Source organism: Bradyrhizobium sp. BR13661 (assembly GCF_029892425.1).
Lineage (GTDB): Bacteria > Pseudomonadota > Alphaproteobacteria > Rhizobiales > Xanthobacteraceae > Bradyrhizobium.
Window position 1 is genome coordinate 249,986 of sequence record NZ_JARXWB010000002.1, and the last position, 24,453, is coordinate 274,438.

A 24,453-nucleotide genomic window follows, 5' to 3' on the forward strand; every position below is an offset into this window, starting at 1 on the left:
TTGAATCAATGCGCGGCTGACGCCGACTTCTTCGTCGCGACCGGCTTCGGCGTGGGCTTGGTGGCCGCCTGCGGCGCGCTGTCCCAGCCGCCGGCGGGCGTCGCCACATTGACGGCGTCGTCGGGCTGCGGCTCGGCGCTGAAAGTCTGGATCGCGAGCTTGGCGGCGGCGAGCGATTGCGGGTCGAGGCGTTTTGCGACGTCGTCGCGCTTGCCGGACGCGTCGCCGTCGCCCTGGGCGGCAGCAAGGCTGAACCACTTATAGGATTCGGCGAGGTTCTGTTCGACGCCGATGCCGCGGGCGTAGAGGATGCCGAGGTTGAACTGGCTGTCGGCGACGCCGCGATCGGCGGCTTTCCGGAACCACTGCGCCGCGCTCTTGTAGTTGGCGCCGCGTCCGCCGCCATCGGCATCGAGCACCGCGAGATTGTGCATCGCCTTGGCGTTGCCGCGCTCGGCGGCCTGCGTGTAGTAGCGGCGGGCGATGTCGGCGTCTTTCTTCACACCCAGGCCCTTTTCGTAGAGCGTGCCGAGGCGGAAGGTCGCGGGCACCACGCCGGCCTGCGACGCTCGGTCGTACCATTTGGCGGCTTCGTCGTAATTCGCAGCCACGCCCTTGCCTTCGGCAAAGCGCACGCCGATCTCGTAGGCCGCGGTCGCATCGCCCTTCATCGCAGCGGCGCGAAGGGCGGGACCGGCGATGCCGTCAGGCAGCTTCTCGCTCGGCGGGACCTGAACGACGCTCAGTCGTGCGCGGCTCGTGCCCGACAGCGCACCGGTGATGTCGCTATTCGCCGCGGTCGGGGCCGCAGCAGCAGGGGCGGGCGGAATTTCGACCGAAGCCGTGCTGCCGGCCGGCGCCGGCGCGGCATTGTTCAGCGACTGCTTCCCGATCGGCGTCGGCGACGTCATCGACGGCGTCACCTGCTCGGGCGCGGCGGGCTTGATCTCGACCGGCGCCTGTGGCGCGGGCTGGCCTGATGTATTTTCCATCGCCTGCGGCGCCGGCTGCGTGCTGCCGCCTTCGAGCAGGTTCATCGCCATCTTGAAAGTGCCGAGCACGATCACGACCACGCTCGCGCCAACCAGCAGCGAGCGGATCTTCGACGTGATGGTCGATCCGCCTTCCGAGCCTGCGGCCTGTCCTTTTCCCTGGCTCTTGTCCTTGACGCGGGCCGCGATGGCAGCCTTGGCGCCACGGGCGGGCTTCTCGGGCGGCTGCGCGGCGGCCGCTTGAGCGGCGCGGCGCGCGGCCGCGATGAAGCTCGACGACGACACCGGCTCCTTCGGAGCTGCGGGAATGTCGCTGATCGCGCTTTCGGACGCGGCGATGCGCTCTGACGGCGTGGCGGGGCGACCGCTCGGACGCGTCCCGGGCTCGAGCGGATGATCCGGCGGCAGTTCGGGTGCGATGGCAGCGCGCGCCGGCGCCGTATGTGGCTCGAGGATCTCGCTGATCGCGCGCGGCGGAACCGGCTGTGCCATCGGCACCGGCGGCGGCGCTGCGGGGGCGGCGGCGTGGAATTCGCGCGGCGCGGCCACGAAGGCGGACTGCGCCGGCTGCTGAGCGGCGGGATTCGGCAGCTCGGGCTTCGGATCGTATTTCGGCTGCGGCGGCTGTGGCTGCCATTGCTCGTGCGCCATCGCCGCCGACTCGACCGCAGCTGCCATCGCCATGGGCGCAGCCACCGGCTGTGGTGCAGGGGCAGGAACAGGAGCAGGCGCGGGCGGCGCGGTGCGCACGGCGCGCAAATCGCCCTCGATCATGGCGAGACGATCGACGACATGGCCGAGCGTGTTGTGCACGGCCTCCAGCGAATCCTGGGTGCTGCGGTTGGTCTCGGCCTGGCTGTAGCGGATGTCGGACAGCTCGCGCTTGACGAGGTCGACCATGCCGGAATCCGGCGGCGGTGCCGAATTGCGGCTCTCGGCGAGCGCGGAATAGGTGGCCTGCTGCCGCTCCAGGTGCCGCAGGATGTCGTGCAGCCCGTCCTCGACACGGCTGAAGTTTCCGCCGCGCTGATCCGAGGCGGCCTCGATCCGCTCCAGCAGGTAGGAGACCCGCTGCTCCAGATGCGTGAAGGTCGACGCCGAATCGTTGCCGACCTGCATGCGGTCGAAACGATCCGACAGCGCGCGGATCGCGGCTTCCAGATGTTCGGTGCTCTCGGCAGGCTGAGGCCGCTCGCGCGTTTCCAGCGCCGCGGTGAGCGCGGCGATACGCTGCTCCAGCACGGCAAAGCTGTCGCCGCGGTCGGAGGCGCGGTTGACCTGGTCGACCTTGGACGCCAGCAGCTGCACGTCCTCGGAGAGGCGTGCCAGCGCTTCGTTGGAAGCGACGTTCGAGACGATGCCGCGCAGCGCCGCGATCGCGCCTTCGAGCTGGCGCACCGTCGAGGGATCGTCATTGGCGCGCAGGATCATGTCGAGCTTGCCGCCGAGATTGCGGATCGCCTCGTCATAGCCGGTGAGCTGCTCGGCCGGGGTCAGCGTGCGCAGCACCTGCTTGATGTCGGACAGCGCGCGTTCGATGCCGGACAGAACCTGGCCGTCGGTGCCGTTGGAGCGGGTCTCGTCGATGCGCCGGTGCAGCGAGCGGATCTCGTTCTCGATCGATTCGATCGCGCGGCGCGGCATCGCCTCGGTGATGGCCTGGCGGATCTCGGCGAGCTCGGACCGGAAGGCGTTGATGGCCTGCGCGGTGTTGTCGGGACGCTGCAGCGACTCGATCTGGCTCGTGATCTTGAGCAGATGGCGCTCGAGCGACGAGAAGTCCGGCCCTGCTTGCGGAGGCGGCGGCGCGTAGGCCGGCGCCATCGGCGGAGCATAGGGAGCGGCGGAAGGCGCGATCGACGGCGCCGCGCGCGGCGGCATCTGCCGCGGCGCAAATCCGTCGAGCTCGCTCTGCCGCGCGGTGATCTCGGCAACCGCGACGTCGAACGAGGCGGGGCTCAAGGGAGGCGAGTTGCGATAGACCTGGGCTGCCGCGCGCTCGACCGCATCGGCCTGGCGCTGGCGCGATTCAACGGGTGAGGGGGCAGGGGCCGGACGCGGCGCCTGAAATTGCTGCGCTTGAGGCTGCTGGGGCCGTGAAATCTGCGACAGCCGGGCATCGAGCCGCGAGATCGCATCGTTGAGCTGGCGGGCGACACCCTGCTCGCGCGACACGTCCTGTCGTGAGGCGTCCTGGCGCGGTGCGGCCGGCTTTGAAATCCGTTCGATCTGCTGGGTGATCGCGTCGAGCCGCTGATGGATGTCGGCGACTTCGCGGCTTTCCTGGCTAGGCATCTGCTGAGCGCGCGGATCAGGACGTTGATCCTGACGCGGCTGCTCGTAAGGAGAGCGAAAGTTCGGCGGGGCAGTCTCGCCGAGCGTGGAGTTCAGCCAATCGTTGAGTGACATGCCGGCACGGCGCGCAGCAGCTTCGGCCCGCTCCCTGACGGATGGATCGATGCCGTCAACACTCCACGATACGCGCGAATTCATGACTCTGTCCGGTTCCGACTCCGGCGCCCCACCCGGCGCCTCCAGTCTCCCCACGCGTTCCGTCTGCAAGACAATCGAATTCGGCGCGGGTCGTCTGCCTCGAAATCAGACTTTTGTCCGTTACGGTAAATAACGGGTTAAGGAAGCCGTCGCCGGTGTCTTAAAGTTGGGCGGCTGGAACCTTCTGCCTGCGTCGACACGCCGACAAAAATTTCGCCACGGGCCTGATCGGATCGTCTCAGGGGTAAGTGAGTGCCGCGACCGGCGCTCAGCCTGAGATTGTTGCTGATATGAAATGGTTGCTCGTGGCCGCGCTGGCGGCCGGCTTGGTATCGCCCGCCTTTGCCGCCGATGCCCCGGCGGCAAAGCCCGTGGAGAAGGCGCCGGCGCCCGCTGGCTTCAACTGGACGAGCTGCTATGTCGGCGTCCAGGGCGGCGGCTCCTGGGGCAAGAGCGAGCATGTCGCGCGTTCCAGCGCTGCCGCGGGTTCTACGATCACAGGTACGTTCAATCTCACCGGGGGTGTCGCGGGAGGAGCTTTCGGCTGCGATTTCCAGGTCGAGAAGACGGTGCTCGGCTTCGAGAACGACGCGTCCTGGACCAACAAGCACGGCTCCGCGCAGGACCGGCCGCCGTTCGATGGTGCTGCCCTGAGCAGCACCCGTGAGAAGTGGATCGACATGTTCCGCGGCCGCGTCGGCTACGCGCTCGATCAGTTTTTGATCTACGGCACCGCCGGCGTCGCCTTCGCCGGGACCGGCGTCACCGTTTCATTCCCAGCAGCACAGATTACTGAATCCAAGACCCGTACCGGTCTCGCGGCCGGCCTTGGCGGTGAATGGGCAGCGTGGACCGATAGCTGGGGCGCGGTAAGCTTCAAGCTCGAATATGTTCATGTCGATTTCGGCAGCAAGCGTTACATTGATCCCCCCGTCCGGATCGGCACGTCGACCGTTGCTACCCGCGATGTCAGGCTGACCGACGACATCGTCCGCGCCGGTATCAACGTCCGCTTCAACTGGGACAACAAACCCGTCGTCACGAAGTTCTAGGCGCCGCGCCGGCGCCTAACCCTTGCCCTCCCGCTTGCCGTCGTCCAGCGGCACCACGGTGGCCTTGCCTGACATCGCCGACAGCGCATCGAGCGCCTCCTCGCAGAAATCGGCCACCATCTGCTCGTGCCGCGCGCCGAGGCGCAGCAGCAGGAGATTGCCGAGGTCGAGCACGCCAGAAGCAGTCCCTTCCGGGAAGCGCTTTTTCAGGATTCGCTCATAGTTCTCGTGCCGGTCGCGGTGATGCTCCAGGCGGTCCATCAGGTCGGTGCGTACAGGCTCGATGTCGATGCTGTCGAGGGCGTGCAGCCGCACCAGCAAATCGTCCTTGATCGAGGGCGGGGTGCTCGGCCGCGCGGCCCAGTGCCGCAGCGCTGTTCGGCCCTCCGGAGTCAGCGTATAGATGAGCTTGTTGGGCTTGCCTGATTGCACGACCTCGCGGCCCTGGATGTAGCCGCGGTCGCGCAGCTTGGAGAGCTCGCGGTAGATTTGCTGGTGGTCGGCCTTCCAGAAGAAGCCGACCGAGGAGTCGAACGTCTTGGCGAGTTCGTAGCCCGTCATCGGACGTTCCGTGAGGCATGCGAGGATTGCGTCGCCCAGTGCCATGTGACCTGCCTCCCCGTGACCTTGACCAACCAGCTTGACTTTATGCGTATCGACGCATATGCGTCAATGTGCATATGCGGTGCGTCAGGGCCGAGTCCACGGACCGACGCAATAACTGAGCGGAATCAACCTTCTCGCTACTGTGCATGGGGTTGTTTTCGCCTGTTTGCCAAGGCGTTCGATTCAAGGGAGGCACCCTGACCATGACCGGTCTCGATTCCTGGTACAGCTTCATGAAGTCCCATGACAGCAAGGCGCTGTGGGAGCTGCTTCATCCGGACGCCGTGTTCGAAAGCCCGGTCGTGCACTCGCCGCAGCGCGGCCGCGACATCACCTTCAAATATCTCGCCAGCGCCGAGAAGGTGCTCGGCGGTCCGGGCTTCATTTATGTCGGCGAATGGACAAGCGCCAACGGCGCCGTGCTCGAATTCAAGACCATGATCGACGGCATCGAGATCAACGGCGTCGACATCATCACCTTCGATGCCGAGGGCCGCATCACAAATTTCAAGGTGATGGTACGTCCGCTCAAGGCCATCAACATGCTGCACCGCCTGATGGCGGAGCAGCTCGCCGCCCAATCCTAATTCAGCATCATCACTTCAAGGCTTGCCGGGAGACCACCATGCCGATCTACAAAGCCCCCGTCGAAGACGTGAACTTCCTGCTCAACGACGTCTTCCAGATCGACCGCTACGACAACCTCGCCGGCTTCTCCGATGCGTCGAGCGACGTGCGCGAGGCGATTTTGGGCGAAGCCGCCAAGCTCGCCGAAGAGGTGCTGCAGCCGCTCAATCGTGTCGGCGATCTCGAAGGCTGCAAGCGTGCAGACGACGGCAGCGTCACCACGCCGAAGGGATTCAAAGAGGCCTTCAAGCAGGTCGCCGAGGGCGGCTGGCTTGGTCTCTCCGCACCGACCGAGTTCGGCGGCCAGGGCCTGCCGGTGACGCTGTCGCAGGCGGTCAACGAATTCCAGTGCTCGGCCAACATGGCGTTCTCGATGTATGGCGGCCTGACCATGGGTGCGACTGCGGCGCTGATCGTCCACGGCTCGCCCGAGCAGAAGAAGACCTACGTGTCGAAGATGGTCGCCGGCGAGTGGACCGGCACCATGAACCTGACCGAGCCGCAATGCGGCACGGATCTCGGCATGCTCCGCACCAAGGCGGTGCGCCAGGCCGATGGTTCCTTCAAGATCACGGGCACCAAGATCTTCATCTCGGCCGGTGAGCATGATCTTGCTCCGAACATCATCCACCTCGTGCTCGCCCGCATCGAGGGCGCACCGGCCGGCATCAAGGGCGTGTCGCTGTTCGTCGTGCCGAAATTCCTGGTCAATGCCGACGGTTCGGTAGGCGCCCGCAATGGCGTGGTGTGCGGCTCGATCGAGCACAAGATGGGCATCCACGGCAATTCGACCTGCGTCATGAACTACGACAACGCCACCGGCTGGCTGATCGGCGAAGAGAACAAGGGCATGCAGGGCATGTTCGTGATGATGAACGAGGCCCGCCTCGGCGTTGCCGTGCAGGGGCTCGCACAGTCGGAAGTGGCCTATCAGAACGCGGTGGCTTATGCCCGCGAGCGCATCCAGGGCCGCGCGCTCACCGGCGTCAAGGCGCCGGACAAGCCGGCCGACCCGATCATCGTGCATCCCGATGTGCGCCGCACGCTGCTCTCGATCCGCGCCTTCAACGAGGCCGCGCGCGCCTTCGTGATGTGGACCGCGCTGAAGAGCGACGTCGCCCACCGCTCCGAGGACCCGAAGGACCGCCAGGCCGCTGACGACCACATGGGCCTGATGACGCCGGTGCTGAAGGGCTTCCTTACCGACTACGGTTTTGCCAACGCGGTGCAGGCGCAGCAGATGTATGGCGGCCACGGCTATATCGCCGAGCAGGGCATGGAGCAGTTCGTGCGCGATGCCCGCATCGCCATGATCTACGAAGGCGCCAACGGTATCCAGGCGCTCGACCTCGTCGGCCGCAAGCTGCCGCGCGACGGCGGCCGCGCCATCTTCGCCTTCTTCGGCGAGGTCATGGCCTTTGCCAAGGAGAATGGCGGCGACGAGGCGCTCAAGCCGTTCATCACCCCGCTCTCGACCTCGCTCGGTCATCTCCAGCAGGCGACGACCTGGCTGATGCAGAACGCGATGGCGAAGCCCGACAATGCGGGAGCAGCCGCGACCGACTATCTGCATCTCTTCGGCTTCGTTGCGCTCGGCTACATGTGGGCGAAGATGGCCAAGGTCACCCAGGCCAAGATTGCCGCCAGCGGCGCGACGCCCTATCTCTCGACCAAGCTCGTCACCGGCCGCTTCTTCATGGAGCGGATGTTGCCGGAGACCGCGGCCAATCTCGCGCGCATCCAGTCCGGCTGCGCCACCATCATGGAACTGCCGGCGGAAGCGTTCTGAGCCTGCTTCCGCGACATCGAAAATCGAACAACAGATCAGGAGGGCGTCATGCCTGAGGCATTCATCTACGATCACGTTCGCACCCCCCGCGGCCGCGGCAAGGCGGACGGCGCGCTGCACGAAGTCACTGCGCTGGCGCTCGCCACCGTGCCGCTGAAGGCGCTGAAGGACCGCAACAACCTCCCCGAAGATTCCGTCGACGACGTCATCCTCGGCGTGGTCGATCCCGTCGGCGAAGCCGGTAGCGACATCGCGCGCTTTGCCGCGCTCAAGGCCGGTCTCGGCGACGCCGTGCCCGGCGTGCAGATCAGCCGCTTCTGCGCTTCCGGCCTCGATGCCGTGAACTTCGCGGCCGCGCAGGTGATGAGCGGCCAGCATGACCTCGTGATCGGCGGCGGTGCCGAATCGATGAGCCGCGTCGGCATCGGCGCCTCCGGCGGCGCCTGGCCGATGGACCCGTCGATGGCGGTGCCCGCCTACTTCATGCCGCAGGGCGTCTCGGCCGATCTGATCGCCACCAAATACGGTTTCTCACGCGACGACGTCGACGCCTACGCCGTGCAGAGCCAGCAGCGCGCGGCGAAGGCCTGGGACGAGGGCCGCTTCAGCAAGTCGGTGGTGCCGGTGAAGGACATCAACGGTCTCACCATCCTCGCCAAGGACGAGCATATGCGTCCCTCGACGACGATGCAGTCGCTGGCGCAGCTGCAGCCGTCGTTCACGATGATGGCGCAGATGGGCGGCTTCGACGGTGTCGCCGTGCAGTCGCACCCCGAAGTCGAGCGCGTGAACTACGTGCACCATGCCGGCAACTCGTCGGGCATTGTTGACGGCGCCGGCGCCGTTCTGCTCGGCAGCAAGGAGGCGGGCGGCAAGTACGGCCTGAAGCCGCGCGCAAAGATCCGCGCGTTCGCGAATATCGGCTCCGAGCCGGCGATGATGCTGACCGGTCCGGTCGACGTCACCGAAAAGCTGTTCGCGCGCTCCGGCATGCAGAAGTCTGATATTGACCTGTTCGAGCTCAACGAGGCCTTCGCCTCGGTCGTGCTGCGCTACATCCAGGCCTTCGACATCGACAACGCCAAGATCAACGTCAATGGCGGCGCGATCGCGCTCGGCCATCCGCTCGGCGCCACCGGTGCGATGATCCTCGGCACCGTGCTCGACGAGCTCGAGCGCACCAACAAGTCCACCGCCCTGGTCACGCTGTGCATCGGCGGCGGCATGGGCACCGCGACCATCATCGAGCGCGTGTAAGGGTTAGGGGAGCAACCAACATGGCTTACAAGAACTTCAAGGTTGAGACCGACACCGACGTCATCGCGCTCGTCACCTGGGATATCCCGGGCCGTTCGATGAACGTGCTCGACGAGACCTCGACCAGCGAGCTCGACGCGATCGTCAAGGAGACGACCGCGGATGCTGCGGTGAAGGGCGTCGTCATCACCTCCGCCAAGGAAGCGTTCTGCGCCGGCGCCGACCTGTCCATGCTCGAGGGCATGAACCAGGCCTACGCCAAGATCCTCAAGGAGCAGGGCGAGACCGCGGCGAACCAGATGCTGTTCGACCAGAGCCGCCGCTTCTCGCAGGTGCTGCGCTCGATCGAAACATCAGGCAAGCCCTGGGCGGCCGCGATCAACGGCCTCGCGCTCGGCGGCGGTTTCGAGATCACGTTGTGCTGCCACTATCGCGTGGCCGCCGAGAATCCCAAGACCCGCCTCGGCCTGCCCGAGGTCAAGGTCGGCCTGTTCCCCGGCGCCGGTGGCACGCAGCGCGTGCCGCGCCTGGTGCCGCCGCAGGATGCGATGACGATTCTGCTGAAGGGCGATCCTGTTACGATCGAGAAGGCGAAGGCGCTGAATTTGATCCACGCCATCGTTCCGGCCGCGGATCTGATCAAGGCCGCAAAGGACTGGATCAAGGGTGGCGGCAAGGCCGTCGCGCCCTGGGACGAGAAGGGCTTCAAGCTCCCGGGCGGTCCGGTGTTCTCCAAGGCCGGCATGATGATGTTCCCGGCCGGCAACGCGATCTATCGCCGCGAGACCTACGACAATTATCCGGCCGCGCGTGCGATCATGAGCTGCGTCTATGAGGGCCTGCAGCTGCCGATCGATGCGGCGCTCCGCGTCGAGTCGCGCTACTTCACCTCGGTGCTGCGCTCGAAGGAAGCGGCCGCGATGATCCGCAGCCTGTTCCTGTCGATGCAGGAGCTCAACAAGGGCGCGCGCCGTCCGAAGGATGTGCCCGCAACCAAGGTGAAGAAGATCGCCGTGATCGGCGCCGGCTTCATGGGTGCGAGCGTCGGTTACGTCTCGGCCCGCGCCGGCCTCGACGTCGTCCTGATCGATCGCGACCAGGAGAGCGCCGACAAGGGCAAGGCCCACGCGCAGAAGGTGATCGAGGACCAGATCAAGAAGGGCCGCGCCAAGCCTGATGATGCCGAGAAGCTGCTCGCGCGCATCACGCCGACCGCGGACTATGCTGCGCTGAAGGACGTCGACCTCGTCATTGAGGCGGTGTTCGAGGACCGCAAGGTCAAGGCCGACACCTTTGCCAAGGCGCAGGAATATCTCAAGCCCGAGGTGGTCTTCGCCTCGAACACCTCGACGCTGCCGATCACCTCGCTGGCCGAGAGCTTCAAGGACCAGGGCAAGTTCGTCGGCATCCACTTCTTCTCGCCGGTCGAGAAGATGATGCTGGTCGAGATCATCAAGGGCAAGAACACCGGCGACCTCGCGCTCGCGACCGCGCTGGACTACGTCCGGCAGATCGGCAAGACGCCGATCGTCGTCAACGACTCCAGAGGCTTCTTCGCCAACCGCTGCGTCGGCCGCTATGTCGCCGAGGGCAACGAGATGTTCCTGGAAGGCGTGCCTCCGGCGATGATCGAGAACTGCGCCAAGATGGCCGGCATGCCGGTCGGTCCGCTGTCGCTCTCGGACGAGGTCGCGCTCGACCTCGGCCTCAAGATCATGAAGGCGACCGAAGCCGATCTCGGCCCGAACGCCATCAACCCCGATCAAAAGAAGCTGATGGTCGAGATGGTCGAGAAGCAGGGCCGTCTCGGCCGCAAGAACAAGAAGGGCTTCTACGACTATCCCGAAGGCAAGGGCCAGAAGAGCCTGTGGCCGGGCCTCTCGGCCCTGCAGCCGAAGCAGCTCGATCCTGACACGCTCGACGTCGAGGAATTGAAGCAGCGCTTCCTGGTGGTGCAGGCGGTGGAAGCCGCGCGCACGGTCGAGGATCACGTCATCACCGATCCGCGCGAAGCGGATGTCGGCTCGATCCTCGGTTTCGGCTTCGCGCCGTTCACCGGCGGCACGCTGTCCTACATCGACTTCATGGGACCTAAGAAGTTCGTCGAGCTCTGCCACAAGCTGGAGGCCAAGTATGGCTCCCGCTTCACGCCGCCGAAGCTGCTGGAGGAGATGGCGGCGAAGGGCGAAACCTTCTACGGCCGCTTCGCGCCGAAGAAGGCGGCGGCGTAACTCTCTGCTGTCATCCCGGACAAGCGCGCCCAAAGCGCGCGCCGATCCGGGATCCATAACCGCAGGGAGTGATTTGACGAAGATTGGTTGTTGCAAGGTGTGCAACAAGATCGCAGCAAACCGAAAGAAGGCCGGATCGTCGATCCGGCCTTTCGCGTGTTCGCATCCTGTGCGGGCTTACTTTGCCTGCGCCAGTCCTTCCTTCGTCAGCGCTTCCTGCACCTTCGGCCGAGCTGCGACACGGGCCTTGTAGGCGGAGAGGTTCGGCATCGCGGAGAGGTCGAATTTCATCCGGTCGGCCCAGGTCAGCATGGTGAAGAGGTAGCCGTCGGCGACCGAGAACTGCTTGCCCATCAGGTAGTCCTTGCCGGCGAGCTGGCTGTCGATGTGCTTGAGCTTGCCCATGATGCGGTCCTTGAAGAACGCCTTGGCGTCGTCGTTCAGGGCCGGGGCGAACAGCGGGCCAAAGCTCTTGTGGACCTCGGAGGTGAGGAAGTTCAGCCATTCGAGCAGCTTGTAGCGCTCGTTGCTGTCGCGCGCGGGCGCCAGCGCCTTGGCAGGGGCCTTGTCGGCGATCATCTGGACAATGACCGGGCCTTCGGTCAGGATTTCGCCGCTGTCGAGGCCCAGCGCGGGGACCTGACCCTTCGGATTGACCTTCAGATAGTCTTCACCGTTTTCGAGCTTCTTGGCCCGGATATCGACCTTGACCAGCTCATAGGGCAGGTCGGCCTCCAGGAGCGCGATATGGGGGGACAGCGAGCAGGCGCCGGGCGAGTAATACAGTTTCATGGAATTTCCTCCTCTTAAGGCTTGGTAGCGGCGAAAGAACGCCTACATGCGCCTGCATGCAATAGTCAAGATTGATGCAGGTGCATCGAGTGGGGTAAGAAGCGGACGACAAGCTTGAGCGGGACCATGAAGCGCAAACCATCGACCGAGGCCACCAGTGCCTGGATCCGCCTGATGCGGGTGCAGAGCCGCGTGCTCGACTGCGTCGAGCAGGACCTCAAGAAGGCGGGGTTCCCGCCGCTGGCATGGTACGACGCGCTGCTCGAATTGTCGCGCGCGCCGAGCGGAGAATTACGGCCGGTGGAACTCGAGCGGCAGATGCTGATCCCGCAATATTCCACCTCGCGATTGATTGATCGCCTGGTTGACGAGGGCCTCGCCTGCCGGCGCGAATGCAAGATCGACAAGCGCGGCCAGTTCGTGGAGATCACGGAGGCCGGCCGCGAGTTGCAGAAGCGGATGTGGGGCGCCTACTCGGCCGCGATCGAGAAATATGTCGGTTCGAAATTGTCCGATGCCGATGCCGTCAAGCTCAGCGGTCTGCTCGATCGGCTGGGATGCTCGTGCGGTGAGATGAAGCTGCCGCCCGTCGTCAACGTCAACGAAACCTCGCCGTCGCGATGAACCGCGCGGCACACCAGCTCGTCCGTGCACCCCATGGGCTCGCGGACCATTCCCGTCACCCGCGCGCCTTCGATCGAAGCGCCCTTTTGATTAGAGTTTGATATGGCGCGAGACCAGATCGATATGACGCCGCTGCAATCGCGCGACGAACTCGTCGCGTGGTTCGAGGCCGGCTGCAAGCCGGCGTCCGAGTGGCGCATGGGCACCGAGCACGAGAAGACGCCGTTCACGCTCGAAGGCCACCGTCCGGTGCCTTACGAGGGTGCGCGCGGCATCGGTGCGCTGCTCGAAGGCATGAAGCTCCTGCTCGGCTGGGAGCCGATCATGGAGAAGGGCAATATTATCGGCCTATACGACGTCACCGGTGGCGGTGCGATCTCGCTCGAGCCCGGTGGACAGTTCGAGCTATCGGGCGCGCCGGTCGAGAACGTGCACCAGACCCAGAGCGAGCTGATGGCGCACCTCGCACAGGTGCGCGAGATCGCGACTCCGCTCGGCATTGGTTTCCTTGGCCTCGGCATGACGCCGTCCTGGTCGCGCGCGGATATTCCGGTGATGCCGAAGGGCCGCTACAAGATCATGACCAACTACATGCCGAAGGTCGGCCAGTACGGCCTCGACATGATGTACCGGACCTGCACGGTGCAGACCAATCTCGACTTCTCCTCCGAAGCCGACATGGTCAAGAAGCTGCGCGTCTCGCTGGCGCTGCAGCCGGTCGCGACCGCCTTGTTCGCCAACTCGCCGTTCACCGAGGGCAAGCCGAATGGCTTCCTGTCCTTCCGCTCCGAAATCTGGCGCGACACCGACAATGCGCGGTCAGGCATGATGCCGTGGGCGTTCGAGGACGGCATGGGGTTCGAGCGCTATGTCGACTACGCGCTCGACGTGCCCATGTATTTCGTCAAGCGTGGCGAAGAGTATATCGACGTGTCGGGCTCCTCGTTCCGCGCCTTCTTCGACGGCCGCAACAACAACCTCCCCGGCGAGCGTCCGACGTTGTCGGACTGGGCCAACCATCTTTCGACGATCTTCCCGGAGGTGCGGCTCAAGCGCTACCTCGAGATGCGCGGCTCCGACGGCGGCCCGTGGGGCCGGCTACCGGCGCTGTCGGCATTCTGGGCCGGTCTGCTCTATGACGACGTGTCGCTCGATGCCGCCTGGGACCTGGTGAAGCACTGGACCGCGCCGGAGCGCCAGGCCTTGCGCGACGACGTGCCGCGCTTCGGCTTCAAGGCGCGGATCAAGGACCGCTATTTGTTCGAGATCGCCAAGGAATGCCTCGTTCTGGCACATGCGGGCCTGCGCCGCCGCGGCCGCATCGACTCGATTGGCCGCGATGAAACGCGGCATCTGGAGCCGCTCGATCGCATCATCGATTCCGGCCGGACCCCGGCCGAGGAGATGCTCGAGAAATTCAACGGCGCCTGGAAGGGCTCGGTGGAACCGGCCTACGCGGAATACGCGTTCTAGATTCATGTCTTGACGCGTTTTCTTCACGCGAACCGGTGCCCATTTCGCTCGAAACCGCTCTCGACCTGTGACGATCATTATATGGGCCGTTCATCGCCCGTACAGGTTTGCGGCGATCAAATGGCCGGCCAAAAAACCTGAGCGTCGTCAATAACTCGAAAGCTGTTCCAATGGGGAAGGGCCGCCTGCCTGGGGCCGTCATGGCAAAGGTCATGGCTCGCGTCGTGGCCTGCGCCGCGCTGCTCTCGCTCGTGTTTGCGAGCGTGCCCGCGCGCGCCCAGACGGCTTTCGACCGGCCCGGCGGCGACTATTTCAACACGCCGGTGACATCGGGTGATCCCGCGGATTGCGCGCTGCTTTGCGAGCGCGATCGCAAATGCCGCGCCTGGAGCTTCAGCTACCCTGATATCGACGGCGCCGCGGCGGTGTGTTGGCTCAAGAATACGGTGCCGCCGCGACAGCCTGCCAATTGCTGTATCTCCGGGGTGCGCGGCGCCGGCGTGATCGAACCGCGCGTCGAGGGCGTGGAGACCTCGATCGACCGGCCCGGCGGCGATTTGCGCAATTTCGAGCTCAAGGAAGACGAGAACGAGGATGCCTGCAAGGCCGCCTGCACGGCCGACAACAAGTGCCGCGCCTTCACCTATGCCCGCCCCGGCTACACCGGCCGCGAGGCGCGCTGTTTCCTGAAGAAGGACATCAAGCCGCCGCGGCGGAAGGCCGGGTTCACATCGGGCGTAGTGCGGTAATGTTCGCACTCGTGCCCCGGGCGCAGCGCAGCACGAAGTGATGCGCTGCTGAACCGGGGCCCATGCGGTGTCGCAATCCTTCGCACGATGGGTCCCGGCTCTGCGCCGCATCGCTTCGCGACGCGTCTTGTCCGGGACACCAGGAGTTTTATTCACTCCGCCGCAATCACCGTAAGCTCCGGCCACAGCGCCTTCCATCGGGTGGCCTTCACTGCGTAGTTCGCTGCGGAAAAATTCGGACCGGGATTGGGGCGCGCAATCAGGCTCGCGACGTCGTCGAAGCCGTGTGGCGCGTAGACCGTATAGCCGTCGCCGGCTCGCCTTACACCCACTTGCGTATTCTGCGTCAGGAAACGGTCGATGCCGTCTGTCGAGCATGACAGCGGCGGATAGGGCAGGGCGTGCTTGGCCGGGTACCACAGATGCACGCGGGCCTGGTTGCGGGTCTCGATCTTGACGCCGAGATGATCGAGCCGCGCTTGGAGCGTGCGGATCACCGCATCCTCTGCATCCCAGGAGGTATCGGGATCGAAGTAGAAGATGTCGTAATCGGCGATACCGTGGTCGACGGGGCGGTCTGTGAGCACATTCCACACCGTTTGCACCAGGCATCCCGAGACCAGCCACGCATCCGGCAGCGAGAGTCGATGGAGTTCGTCGATGATTGCGACGTTCACCGGGTTCTTCAGCGCCAGCGCGAGGAAGCGGGCTTCATCCATTACGTGTCACGCGTTTGCGCGCGCATCATATTGCGCCCGCGCCGCCTTCGAGGCCAGCGTGCGCCAGCGCCGCCGCAGGAACGGTTCGACGATCGCGCGCTTGGCCTTGGAGAGGCGGATCAGCACGATCGGATAGTCGGCGTAGTGATCGGTGAAGTAAAAAATCTTCGGCTGGGTCTCGACCAGCATAGCGCGCTCGTCGATCGGAACGTCCGGCATCACCAGGCTGTCACCGTCCTCTTTCAGGCGCGCCAGCATCTTTTTGCGCACCTTTAGCGCCGGCGTGCCGTAAGAGGTGCTGTCCTCGACCTCCGGCCACGTCAGCGCAAATTTTCTGACGTCGTCGAAGGTCATGAGGCCAGCTCAGTGCACGGCGGTGAAGAACCGCGCGAGGCGGAAACCGGAGAGCCAGGTCCAGACCGGCTGGCCGCGCATGCCGAGATCCCAGGAGCCGAGCACGGCGTCAGCGCGGCCGACGAGATTGTCGACCGGTAAAAGGCCGACGCCGCCGGAGCGCAGCGGCACGCGGCTGTCGGCGGAGTTGTCCCTGTTGTCGCCGAGCACGAAGAGATGGCCCGCGGGCACTTTCACTTCCTGCGTGTTGTCGAGCGGGCCGTTGTCGCGCATCTTGAAGATCAGGTGCTTGACGCCGTTCGGCAGCGTCTCGACGTAGCGGTAGGCGGGCTCGCTGCCGCCATTGTCATCCTCGGCGGCACCAAGGCCATCCGGCTTCAATTCGGCGGGACGATCGTTGATGAAGAGCTGACCCTGTCGCATCTGGATGCGGTCGCCGGGAAGGCCGACGACGCGCTTGACCCAGGCCTGCGAGCGGTCACCGGGCCAGCGGAACACCACGACGTCGCCCTGCTTCGGCGTCTCCGCGAAGACGCGGCCGGTCTCGGGCAGGTTGATCTGGATCGGCAGCGACGAGGTGCCGTAGCCGTAAGGGAATTTCGAGGCGAGCAGCGCGTCGCCGATCAGCAGCGTCGGCTCCATCGAGCCCGACGGCACGTAGAACGGCTCGGCCAGCGCGCCCTTGGCGATGAAGACGGCGGCGACGATGCCGGCGAGCTGCACCAATTGTCCGGCCCAGCCGCTGCTCTTCGGCTTGGTGCTGACAGTCACTTTCTCAACGCTCATGCGCCCGTTCCACCCACCGTAATGCGTTCCATCAGCAGCGACGGCTGGCCGACGCCAACCGGCACGCCCTGTCCGTTCTTGCCGCAGGTGCCGATGCCGGTATCGAGCGCGAGATCGTTGCCGATCATGCGGATGCGATGCAGGTCGGTCGGCCCGTTGCCGATCAGCATGGCGCCCTTCAGCGGCGCCCCTAACTTGCCGTTCTCGATCTTGTAGGCCTCGGTGCACTGGAACACGTATTTGCCCGAGGTGATGTCGACCTGTCCGCCGCCGAAATTCGCGGCAAACACGCCGTTCTTCACCGACGCGAGAATCTCGGCCGGGTCGCGGTCGCCCGCGAGCATGTAGGTGTTGGTCATGCGCGGCATCGGCACATGCGCATAGCCCTGTCGGCGGCCGTTGCCGGTCGGCTTCATGTTCATCAGCCGCGCGTTCTGGCGGTCCTGCATGTAGCCGACCAGGATGCCGTCCTCGATCAGCACGGTGCGATTGGTCGGCGTGCCCTCGTCGTCGATCGACAGCGAGCCGCGGCGCGAGGCCATGGTGCCGTCGTCGACGACAGTAACGCCCTTGGCGGCGACCTGCTGGCCCATCAGGCCCGCGAAGGCAGACGTCTTCTTGCGGTTGAAATCGCCTTCGAGGCCATGGCCGACGGCTTCATGCAGCATCACGCCGGGCCAGCCGGCCCCTAACACGACGTCCATCTCGCCGGCGGGGGCGGGAATCGATTCCAGATTGACCAGGGCCTCGCGCAGCGCGCCGTCGGCGGCATCGCGCCAGCTCTTGCTCTCGATGAACTCGGCATAGCCCGCGCGGCCGCCATAGCCCTTGCTGCCGCTCTCCTGGCGGTCGCCTTGCCCTGCGACGACCGAGATGTTGACGCGGACCAGCGGGCGGATGTCGCGATAGCTCTCGCCGTCGGGGCGCAGGATCTCGACCACCTGCCAGGTGGCTCCCAGGCTGACGCTGACCTGCCGCACCCGCGGATCCTTGTCGCGCAAATACGCGTCGATCTCGGCGAGCAATTTGACCTTCGTCTCGAAGCCCGGGGCATCGAGCGGGTTGTCATCGCCATAGAGCCGCACATTGGTGTGCGGCGGCGGGGCAGCAAAGCTTCCGGAATAACCGCCGCGGACGGCCGCGACCGCATCGGCGGCGCGAATCAGCGCCGGCAGCGACACGTCGGAGGAATGCGCATAGCCGACCGCGTCGTCCTTGACGGCGCGCAGGCCAAAGCCTTGCGACGTATCGTAGGTCGCCTGCTTCAGCCGCCCATTGTCGAACATCAGCGCTTCGGTCTGGCTGTATTCCAGGAACAATTCGCCGTCGTCGGCACCGGAGAGCCCGCGCGCGACCTCGTTGCGAACCTGGTCGCGGTCGAGATTGGCACGGTCGAGCAGGGAGGTTGTGGCAGGATTGGTCATGCGTCCGTCCATTATCGGGGGATGTGCGGCAAGATAATGGTTTTGGATTGGTTCCGCGAGGGCGCGCCGCCTCACATTACGGAAACAATAGGTTCGCCGCGGGACCTCTTCCTACGGCAGCTTGTCATACCCCTCGCCGAGCCCGTTCAGGCTGAGCGGAAAGCCGATGCCTTCCTCCGGCGTCTCGAAGATGATGAAGGTCGCGGTCTTGGCGCTGCGGAGCTGGCCGAGCAGCTTGTCGTCCATGACGACCTCGGCGACGCAGCCATTGGGCAGGCAGCGGACGAAGCCGGCGCGTCCGACGTCCTGATTGTCGAGCTTCAGCCCGAGACCGGAGGGCAGCAGCACGCCGAGGGGGGCCACCACGCGCATCAGGCGGCTTTTCTGGTCGGCGGTCTTGAGCACGATCACGGTGAGGCCGGCATTGGAGCGGTCTTCCGCCACCACGCTCTGGATCAGGGCGCATTGCTCGGCCTGGGCGCCCGGCGGGGTGTCACAGCGGATCTGCCAGTCGCCATGGACGGAGCGCACCGCGCCCTGCGCATGGGCAATACCCGGCAATGCAAGGAGAAGGCCGGTGGCCAAGAGGCCCAAGAGGCCAATGAGGGCCTTGAGGCGATTAAGCGGCCAAATCACCGGCTCTGCCATGCTTCTCGAAAGCCCCATCGGGGTCGGTCCCTCTGCTCGCCTGGGTCGCTCGCGCTGGTGGACTGATACGGGAATGACGGCGTCTTGAAGGCAATTCACAAGCAAATTCCGCGCCGCCTTGGCCGCCATTGCCACCACGAATCAGGTTCCTGCGGGGCCCTGCGCCTGTGCCTACAGCGGGCAATCCGGCTGTCAAGCCGCGGCATCCCGGGAAGCGGTATTTTTGTCTGATGTTACTGGGAAATATCTTGCGGGTGATCGCTGACAGAGAGGCTTCAAGACTGCATTGCGATAGATCAAGAATTATGGTTTGAGAGGCTTGATTTCGGCGTTTGAGCGATCCGGCCCCAATTCCTCTTAGAGGTATTCTTGCGCGGCGGTTTGTCGGACGGGCGGGTCGAATAAGCATTCCCCAAAAATAGGGGAATGCACTTGGGGTGATTTCGTAAGGGGAGCGCGACGGCATGAAGATGTCGATGGGCCGGGTGGGCCGACACTTGCTGGGATTGGCCGTGGCGGGTCTGACGCTGGCGACGGGCGGTACGGCATTTGCCGAGCTTGGGCAGCCGGAGCCGTGGGAATGGCACCTGCAAGGCGCCGGTTCCCCGGTGATGGACAATATCGTCTGGTTCCACAACTTCTTGTCCGTTCTGATCATCCTGATCACGCTGTTCGTTCTGGCGCTGCTCGTGATCGTGGTCATGAAGTTCAACGCGAAGGCCAATCCGGTGCCGTCGCGGACCACCCACAACACGCTGATCGAGGTGGTGTGGACGCTGGTTCCGGTGCTGATCCTGGTCGGCATTGCGGTGCCGTCGTTCCGCCTGCTGTTCCTCGAGCTCGACGTGCCGAAGGCGGACCTGACCGTGAAGGCGACCGGCAAGCAGTGGTACTGGTCCTACGCCTATCCTGATAACGGCAAGTTCGAGTTCGACTCGCTGATGGCCCAGGACAAGCAGCCCCGGCTGCTCGGCGTCGACAACGAGATGGTGGTGCCGGTCAACAAGGTGATTCGCGTCCAGGTCACCGGCGCCGACGTCATCCACGCCTTTGCGCTGCCGGCCTTCGGCGTCAAGATCGACGCCATTCCGGGTCGGCTGAACGAGACCTGGTTCAAGGCCACCAAGACCGGCATGTTCTACGGCCAGTGCTCGGAGCTCTGCGGCAAGGACCACGCCTTCATGCCGATCGCGATCCGCGTCGTGAACGACCAGGAGTTCGCCTCCTGGGTTGAATCGGCGAAGAAGAAATATGCGAGCGGCGGCACCAGCACTTTCGCCTCCGCGGCCGGCCCGACGCAGTAAGCGCCGGGCGACGGCTTGAGGGATTGAAAGCGACATAAAGGGCGGGACCTCCAGAGGTCCGAACGGGACGCAAGGCAGGATTTGAAAATGGCAACCAGCGCAGCGGCACACGACGATCACGCGCAAGACCACGGACATGACCACGAGCACGCCCATCCGACCGGATGGCGTCGCTACGTCTATTCGACCAATCACAAGGACATCGGCACGATGTACCTGGTCTTCGCGGTCATCGCGGGCATCATCGGTGCCGCGATGTCGATCGCGATCCGTGCCGAGTTGATGTATCCGGGCGTCCAGATATTCCACGAGACGCACACCTATAACGTGTTCGTGACCTCGCACGGCCTGATCATGATCTTCTTCATGGTCATGCCCGCGATGATCGGCGGCTTCGGCAACTGGTTCGTGCCGCTGATGATCGGCGCACCGGACATGGCCTTCCCGCGCATGAACAACATCTCGTTCTGGCTGCTGCCGGCCTCCTTCGCGCTGCTGCTGATCTCGACCTTCGTCGAGGGCGAGCCGGGCGCCAACGGTGTCGGCGCCGGCTGGACCCTGTATGTGCCGCTGTCGGCCTCCGGCCATCCGGGCCCGGCGGTCGACTTCGCGATCCTGTCGCTGCATCTGGCGGGCGCTTCGTCGATCCTCGGCGCCATCAACTTCATCACCACCATCTTCAACATGCGCGCGCCGGGCATGACCCTGCACAAGATGCCGCTGTTCGTGTGGTCGATCCTGGTGACGGTGTTCCTGCTGCTGCTGTCGCTGCCGGTTCTCGCCGGTGCGATCACCATGCTGCTCACCGACCGCAATTTCGGCACCACCTTCTTCAACCCCGAGGGCGGCGGCGATCCCGTGCTGTTCCAGCATCTGTTCTGGTTCTTCGGTCACCCCGAGGTGTACATCCTGATCCTGCCCGGCTTCGGCATGATCAGCCAGATCGTCTCGACCTTCTCGCGCAAGCCCGTGTTCGGCTATCTCGGTATGGCCTACGCCATGGTCGCGATCGGCGGCATCGGCTTCGTGGTGTGGGCGCACCACATGTACACGGTCGGTATGTCCTCGGCGACGCAAGCCTATTTCGTCGCCGCCACGATGGTGATCGCGGTTCCGACCGGCGTGAAGATCTTCTCTTGGATCGCCACGATGTGGGGCGGCTCGATCGAATTCCGCGCCCCGATGATCTGGGCAGTGGGCTTCATCTTCCTGTTCACGGTCGGTGGCGTCACCGGCGTCGTGCTGGCGAACGCCGGTGTCGACCGCGTGCTGCAGGAGACCTACTACGTCGTCGCGCACTTCCACTACGTGCTGTCGCTCGGCGCGGTGTTCGCGATCTTCGCCGGCTGGTACTACTGGTTCCCGAAGATGACGGGCTACATGTACAACGAGGCGGTCGCGAAGGCGCACTTCTGGGTCACCTTCGTCGGCGTCAACCTGGTGTTCTTCCCGCAGCACTTCCTGGGCCTGTCGGGCATGCCGCGCCGTTATGTCGACTATCCGGATGCCTTCGCCGGCTGGAACCTGGTCTCGTCGATCGGCTCCTACATCTCCGGCTTCGGCGTGCTGATCTTCATCTACTGCGTGCTCGATGCCTTCATGAAGAAGGTCCCGGCGGGCGACAATCCCTGGGGTGCGGGCGCCACCACGCTGGAGTGGACCCTGTCCTCGCCGCCGCCCTTCCATCAGTTCGAAGTGCTGCCCCGCGTGCAGTAAGCCAACTCCCGCGGCGCCCGAGACGGGCGCCGCGGCTCTATAACGAAGCGAGTCAAACTAGTGTCCGTCCTCGATCAGAACGCCATCGACATCAATCCCCGCATCTCCGAAGCGGAGGTTGGTGACTACCTCGCGTTGCTCAAGCCGCGGGTGATGTCGCTCGTGATCTTCACCGCGCTGGTCGGCATGGCGATGGCGCCCGGACACTTCCACTGGGTGCTCGCGATCACCTCGCTGCTCAGCATCGCCGTCGGCGCCGGCGCCTCCGGCGCGCTCAATATGGCGCTCGAGGGCGATATCGATTCCAAGATGTCGCGTACCGCCAACCGCCCGATCCCGCGCGGCCGCATCACCCGACCCGAGGCGATGGCGTTCGGCATGACGCTCGCCTTCTTCTCGGTGATGACGCTCGGCATCCTCGTCAACTGGATCGCGGGCGCGCTGCTCGCCTTCACCATCTTCTTCTACGTCGTGATCTACACGATGGGCCTGAAGCGCTGGACCGCGCAGAACATCGTGATCGGCGGCGCTGCAGGCGCGCTGCCGCCGGTGGTGGCCTGGGCGTCCGTGACAGGCACGGTCGACGTCGAGCCGCTGCTGCTGTTCGCGATCATCTTCTTCTGGACGCCGCCGCACTTCTGGGCGCTGGCGCTGTTTCGTTCGGACGACTACGCCCGCGCCGGCATTCCGATGCTGCCCAACGTGGCCGGCCCGGACGCGACCCGTCTCCAGATCCTGCTCTACACCATCGTGCTGATCGCGGTCGCCGCCGCGCCCTGGGCGCTCGGCTATTTCGACGCCATCTACGGCGTGACCTCGCTGGTGCTCGGCGCCGGCATGCTGGTGCTCGCGATCAACGTCTACATCCGCCGCGAGCGTAGCCAATCGCTGCGCGCGACCCGCAAGCTGTTTGCCTTCTCGATCCTGTATTTGTTCGCGCTATTCGCGACTTTGCTGGCCGAGGTCGTATTCCCTGTGCTTGCTCGGATGGTAGGGGGCGCATGATCACGGCGATGGCGGACAAACCCGAGCCAGATGGAATCGTCCTCACCGAGGCGCAGCTGAAGAGCCGTCGTCAGCGCTCGATCGCGATCGCACTCGCGCTCGGCGTCCTCGTGGTGCTGTTTTTCGCCGTCACCATGGTCAAGGGGCCGGCGGTTCTCGTTCGCCCGATGTGACAGAGATGGATCAGAAGCCGACGATATCGCAGGATCAGAGCCGAACGGCCAGGAAGGGCCGTTCCGGAGGCTTGAGCCGCGATGTTCTGGTCGCTTCGATCTGCGGCGGCGTGGTCGCGCTGATGGTCGGCGCGTCCTATGCCGCGGTGCCGTTCTACAACTGGTTCTGCCGCGCCACCGGCTTCAACGGCACCACCCAGGTCGCCAGCTCGGCGCCCGCCACCGGCCCGATCGCCCGCAAGATCGCGGTGCGTTTCGATTCCAACGTCGCGCCCGGCCTGCCCTGGAAGTTCGTACCCGAGCAGACCGAAATCGAGGTCAATATCGGTCAGGTCACCACGATCTACTATACCGTGACCAACCAGGCTGCGCGCACCACGGCGGGGCAAGCGGCCTACAACGTCGCGCCGCTGACCGTCGGGTCCTATTTCCAGAAGATCAATTGCTTCTGCTTCACCGAGCAGACCATGGCGCCCGGCGAGAAGCGCGAGATGCCCGTGGTGTTCTATGTCGATCCGTCGATCGTCAGCGACCACGACAATGACGGGCTCAACACGATCACGCTGTCCTACACGTTCTATCCGGTCAAGGATCCGGTGGTGAAGCCACTGGCATCCGGGGACGACGACAAACGCAAGGGAAATCTCCAGCCGCCGGGTTGACGCTCAGGGGTTGGAACAAGGGGATAAGTGCCTGACAGGCACGGGATTGAGGAGACAGACCGCAATGGCTACCGCGCAAGGCAAGCACCACGACTACCATCTGGTCGATCCCTCTCCGTGGCCGGCGGTCGGCTCCGTTTCGGCCTTCATCATGGCGGTCGGCGCGATCTCCTGGATGCACCATATGTTCTCGGCCGCGCCGATCGTGTTCGGTGTCGGCACCGTCGGCGTGCTCTACACCATGGCGAGCTGGTGGGGCGACGTGATCAAGGAAGCCCAGTACAAGGGCGACCATACCCGCGTCGTGCAGATCAGCCATCGCTACGGCATGATCCTGTTCATCGCTTCCGAGGTGATGTTCTTCGTTGCCTGGTTCTGGGCCTATTTCAACTCCGCGCTGTTTCCGGCCGATGCCGTCCACGCCACCCGTGACGCGGTGTTCGGCTGCGGCCTCGGCACGGCGGCCGGCGCCTGCTCGGCGCCCGGCACCTGGCCGCCTCATGGCATCGAGACCTTCGATCCCTGGCATCTGCCGCTGCTCAACACGCTGATCCTGCTCACCTCGGGCACCACGGTCACCTGGGCGCACCACGCGCTGCTCGAGAACGACCGCCAGGGCCTGAAATACGGCCTGATCCTCACCGTGCTGCTGGGCGCGACCTTCACCTGCGTGCAGGCCTATGAGTACAGCCACGCGGCGTTCTCGTTCGCCGGCAACGTCTATGGCGCGACCTTCTTCATGGCGACCGGCTTCCATGGCTTCCACGTGCTGGTTGGCACCATCTTCCTGATCGTGTGTCTGGCGCGCGCCTATGCCGGCCACTTCACGCCGAAGCAGCACCTCGGCTTCGAGTTCGCCGCCTGGTACTGGCACTTCGTCGACGTGGTCTGGCTGTTCCTGTTCCTGTGCATCTATGTCTGGGGACACGGCGCCGAGACCATGGCCCACGGCGCGCACTGAGCCGCGACGGATCGAT

At 64.9% G+C, this 24,453-nt stretch carries 22 protein-coding genes; 14 read left to right on the forward strand and 8 right to left on the reverse strand.

The annotated features are described in order from the left end of the window. Nucleotides 1-5 precede the first annotated feature (5 nt). Nucleotides 6-3,485 carry a hypothetical protein gene (locus M2427_RS04355; protein WP_280704942.1) on the reverse strand — a complete coding sequence of 1,160 codons (3,480 nt, stop codon included), beginning with the start codon at nt 3,483-3,485 and terminating at the stop codon, nt 6-8. 290 nt (nt 3,486-3,775) lie between these two features. On the opposite strand from M2427_RS04355, the gene M2427_RS04360 reads away from it, so the two are divergent. After that, nucleotides 3,776-4,537 carry a hypothetical protein gene (locus M2427_RS04360; RefSeq protein WP_280704943.1) on the forward strand — a complete coding sequence of 254 codons (762 nt, stop codon included), beginning with the start codon at nt 3,776-3,778 and terminating at the stop codon, nt 4,535-4,537. Nucleotides 4,538-4,552: 15 nt separating this feature from the next. Here the strand turns inward: M2427_RS04360 and M2427_RS04365 are convergent, their stop codons facing one another. Next, nucleotides 4,553-5,143: a PadR family transcriptional regulator gene (locus M2427_RS04365; RefSeq protein WP_280704944.1), complete on the reverse strand. Its 591-nt coding sequence runs from the start codon at nt 5,141-5,143 to the stop codon at nt 4,553-4,555. 203 nt (nt 5,144-5,346) lie between these two features. Between M2427_RS04365 and M2427_RS04370 the strand changes: the two genes are divergently transcribed. Genes M2427_RS04370 through M2427_RS04385 form a run of 4 tightly spaced genes read left to right on the forward strand, consistent with a single transcriptional unit; the run spans nt 5,347 to nt 11,047 of the window. Then, nucleotides 5,347-5,730 (forward strand): nuclear transport factor 2 family protein, encoded by a 384-nt coding sequence (locus M2427_RS04370; protein ID WP_280704945.1) that lies wholly within the window; start codon nt 5,347-5,349, stop codon nt 5,728-5,730. Between the two features lie 38 nt (nt 5,731-5,768). Then, on the forward strand, nt 5,769-7,559 hold the full coding sequence (locus M2427_RS04375; protein WP_280704946.1) for an acyl-CoA dehydrogenase C-terminal domain-containing protein: 1,791 nt from the start codon (nt 5,769-5,771) through the stop codon (nt 7,557-7,559). 48 nt (nt 7,560-7,607) lie between these two features. Then, the gene (locus M2427_RS04380) at nt 7,608-8,816 is read left to right on the forward strand and encodes an acetyl-CoA C-acetyltransferase (RefSeq protein ID WP_280704947.1); all 1,209 of its coding nucleotides are present in this window, start codon (nt 7,608-7,610) and stop codon (nt 8,814-8,816) included. Between the two features lie 20 nt (nt 8,817-8,836). Then, entirely contained in the window at nt 8,837-11,047 is a 2,211-nt protein-coding gene (locus tag M2427_RS04385) for an FAD-dependent oxidoreductase (protein ID WP_280704948.1), read from the forward strand. A 177-nt stretch (nt 11,048-11,224) separates the two neighbouring features. Here M2427_RS04385 and gstA read toward each other — a convergent pair whose 3' ends face one another. Further along, complete coding sequence (gene gstA / locus M2427_RS04390) at nt 11,225-11,839, reverse strand: glutathione transferase GstA (RefSeq protein ID WP_280704949.1); 615 nt, start codon at nt 11,837-11,839, stop codon at nt 11,225-11,227. Between the two features lie 126 nt (nt 11,840-11,965). Here gstA and M2427_RS04395 point away from each other — a divergent pair, with 126 nt between their 5' ends. The 3 genes from M2427_RS04395 (at nt 11,966) to M2427_RS04405 (ending at nt 14,685) form a co-directional block, all read left to right on the forward strand. Continuing rightward, nucleotides 11,966-12,463: a MarR family winged helix-turn-helix transcriptional regulator gene (locus tag M2427_RS04395; protein ID WP_188105718.1), complete on the forward strand. Its 498-nt coding sequence runs from the start codon at nt 11,966-11,968 to the stop codon at nt 12,461-12,463. Nucleotides 12,464-12,565: 102 nt separating this feature from the next. Further along, nucleotides 12,566-13,936, forward strand: a complete 1,371-nt coding sequence (locus M2427_RS04400) for a glutamate--cysteine ligase (RefSeq protein WP_280704950.1) — start codon at nt 12,566-12,568, stop codon at nt 13,934-13,936. A 170-nt stretch (nt 13,937-14,106) separates the two neighbouring features. After that, the gene (locus M2427_RS04405; RefSeq protein ID WP_280704951.1) at nt 14,107-14,685 is read left to right on the forward strand and encodes a PAN domain-containing protein; all 579 of its coding nucleotides are present in this window, start codon (nt 14,107-14,109) and stop codon (nt 14,683-14,685) included. A 152-nt stretch (nt 14,686-14,837) separates the two neighbouring features. Here the strand turns inward: M2427_RS04405 and M2427_RS04410 are convergent, their stop codons facing one another. The 5 genes from M2427_RS04410 to M2427_RS04430 all read right to left on the reverse strand — a co-directional run bounded on the left by M2427_RS04410 (nt 14,838) and on the right by M2427_RS04430 (nt 18,616). Next, nucleotides 14,838-15,404: a nucleotidyltransferase family protein gene (locus M2427_RS04410; RefSeq protein ID WP_280704952.1), complete on the reverse strand. Its 567-nt coding sequence runs from the start codon at nt 15,402-15,404 to the stop codon at nt 14,838-14,840. Between the two features lie 6 nt (nt 15,405-15,410). Further along, complete coding sequence (locus M2427_RS04415) at nt 15,411-15,758, reverse strand: MmcQ/YjbR family DNA-binding protein (RefSeq protein ID WP_280704954.1); 348 nt, start codon at nt 15,756-15,758, stop codon at nt 15,411-15,413. A 9-nt stretch (nt 15,759-15,767) separates the two neighbouring features. Beyond that, nucleotides 15,768-16,544 (reverse strand): signal peptidase I, encoded by a 777-nt coding sequence (gene lepB / locus M2427_RS04420; RefSeq protein ID WP_280704955.1) that lies wholly within the window; start codon nt 16,542-16,544, stop codon nt 15,768-15,770. Further along, entirely contained in the window at nt 16,541-17,968 is a 1,428-nt protein-coding gene (gene tldD / locus M2427_RS04425) for a metalloprotease TldD (RefSeq protein ID WP_280704956.1), read from the reverse strand. The genes lepB and tldD overlap by 4 nt, the downstream gene beginning before the upstream one ends. Before the next feature lie 111 nt (nt 17,969-18,079). After that, nucleotides 18,080-18,616 (reverse strand): invasion associated locus B family protein, encoded by a 537-nt coding sequence (locus M2427_RS04430; RefSeq protein ID WP_280704957.1) that lies wholly within the window; start codon nt 18,614-18,616, stop codon nt 18,080-18,082. Nucleotides 18,617-19,080: 464 nt separating this feature from the next. Between M2427_RS04430 and coxB the strand changes: the two genes are divergently transcribed. The 6 genes from coxB (at nt 19,081) to M2427_RS04460 (ending at nt 24,437) form a co-directional block, all read left to right on the forward strand. After that, nucleotides 19,081-19,920 (forward strand): cytochrome c oxidase subunit II, encoded by an 840-nt coding sequence (gene coxB, locus M2427_RS04435; RefSeq protein ID WP_280704958.1) that lies wholly within the window; start codon nt 19,081-19,083, stop codon nt 19,918-19,920. Between the two features lie 87 nt (nt 19,921-20,007). After that, the gene (gene ctaD / locus M2427_RS04440; RefSeq protein WP_280704959.1) at nt 20,008-21,636 is read left to right on the forward strand and encodes a cytochrome c oxidase subunit I; all 1,629 of its coding nucleotides are present in this window, start codon (nt 20,008-20,010) and stop codon (nt 21,634-21,636) included. A gap of 60 nt (nt 21,637-21,696) precedes the next feature. Beyond that, entirely contained in the window at nt 21,697-22,641 is a 945-nt protein-coding gene (locus tag M2427_RS04445; RefSeq protein ID WP_280704960.1) for a heme o synthase, read from the forward strand. After that, the gene (locus M2427_RS04450; RefSeq protein WP_212241564.1) at nt 22,638-22,814 is read left to right on the forward strand and encodes a CoxF protein; all 177 of its coding nucleotides are present in this window, start codon (nt 22,638-22,640) and stop codon (nt 22,812-22,814) included. The genes M2427_RS04445 and M2427_RS04450 overlap by 4 nt, the downstream gene beginning before the upstream one ends. Before the next feature lie 5 nt (nt 22,815-22,819). Next, nucleotides 22,820-23,476, forward strand: coding sequence for a cytochrome c oxidase assembly protein (locus M2427_RS04455; protein ID WP_280704961.1), 657 nt, complete (start codon nt 22,820-22,822; stop codon nt 23,474-23,476). A 64-nt stretch (nt 23,477-23,540) separates the two neighbouring features. Beyond that, nucleotides 23,541-24,437: a cytochrome c oxidase subunit 3 gene (locus M2427_RS04460; RefSeq protein WP_280704962.1), complete on the forward strand. Its 897-nt coding sequence runs from the start codon at nt 23,541-23,543 to the stop codon at nt 24,435-24,437. The last annotated feature ends 16 nt before the right edge of the window (nt 24,438-24,453 follow it).